The 833-nt window shown below is 38.2% G+C and carries 1 protein-coding gene; it reads left to right on the plus strand.

What is annotated here, in order from left to right; translation table 11 throughout:
- Positions 1-116 precede the first annotated feature (116 nt).
- A complete protein-coding gene (locus L2744_RS21490; RefSeq protein ID WP_248993774.1) occupies positions 117-512 on the plus strand; it encodes a DUF4303 domain-containing protein in 396 nt (131 codons plus the stop codon).
- Positions 513-833 lie beyond the last annotated feature (321 nt).

Below are 833 nucleotides of genomic sequence, written 5' to 3' on the forward strand. Positions count from 1 at the left end.
CCGCTAAAAGCCAGTAAACCAACCAAAATAAGAAAGGCAGCATGGAATGGTGATTTTAGGAGCGAGATTTTCTTTGGTTAAGAGATTTAACAAAGCTTAATCCCGCCCTGAGTGCCATGTCAGCATCATTAAGTGCTAGCTCTGAGGGTAAGCTTAAAAGCATTCTCGCTGCTGAAGAAGATCAGAGCATAGAGTGTGAAAATTACTATAGATGGGCAGTATCTGAGTGGTTTTATGACGGGTATAATGCGGGAGCCTTCTCCAAAATAAGTAAGATGCTTCGAGAGGACTCATCTCGAGAAATAAACTTTGCAAAGTTTAAAAATAAACTAATTCAGACATTATCAAACGTACTAATCAGAATAAAAAGAGAACTGTCTCTTGAGCTAAATTCGACAGTGTGTTTTGTTTCAATGACTGACGACAATGAGTCTGAAGAAATAGAAAACTCTTCTGCAAAATTAATAAACGATGCACCACTTTCAATGGCATTTATTTCAAGATTTGACTAATTAATCGTACAGATTTATCTATAAGAATAGAAACATAATCATCTTTTCTTCATGGCTATTATTCTGAATCTTGATTCAAAAGATATGGCTGCTGAGATGGTTACCTCTGTCTGGGTGTTGGACTTCAGGTAGTTCTGGCTATCAAGAGGATACACGGTAGTTAACTGGATTAAGCACTGGCGTGTAAGTGACCGTTGGCGGCATGGTCGCTCGGTAGTGTTCAAATTTCTGTGTCATTTCTTTAAGCTATACCAAAAAGAGATGATTTATGACCACACCTACTTTTGATATCAATGCTGCCATTCAAGCACTACGTGATGG

Source organism: Shewanella profunda (genome assembly GCF_023283765.1).
In the GTDB taxonomy this organism is placed as follows: Bacteria; Pseudomonadota; Gammaproteobacteria; order Enterobacterales; family Shewanellaceae; genus Shewanella; species Shewanella profunda.

What these genes read in the sequence shown, in the direction of transcription:
- L2744_RS21490 (WP_248993774.1), top strand. Translation starts at nt 117, where the DNA reads ATGTCAGCATCATTAAGTGCTAGCTCTGAGGGTAAGCTTAAAAGCATT.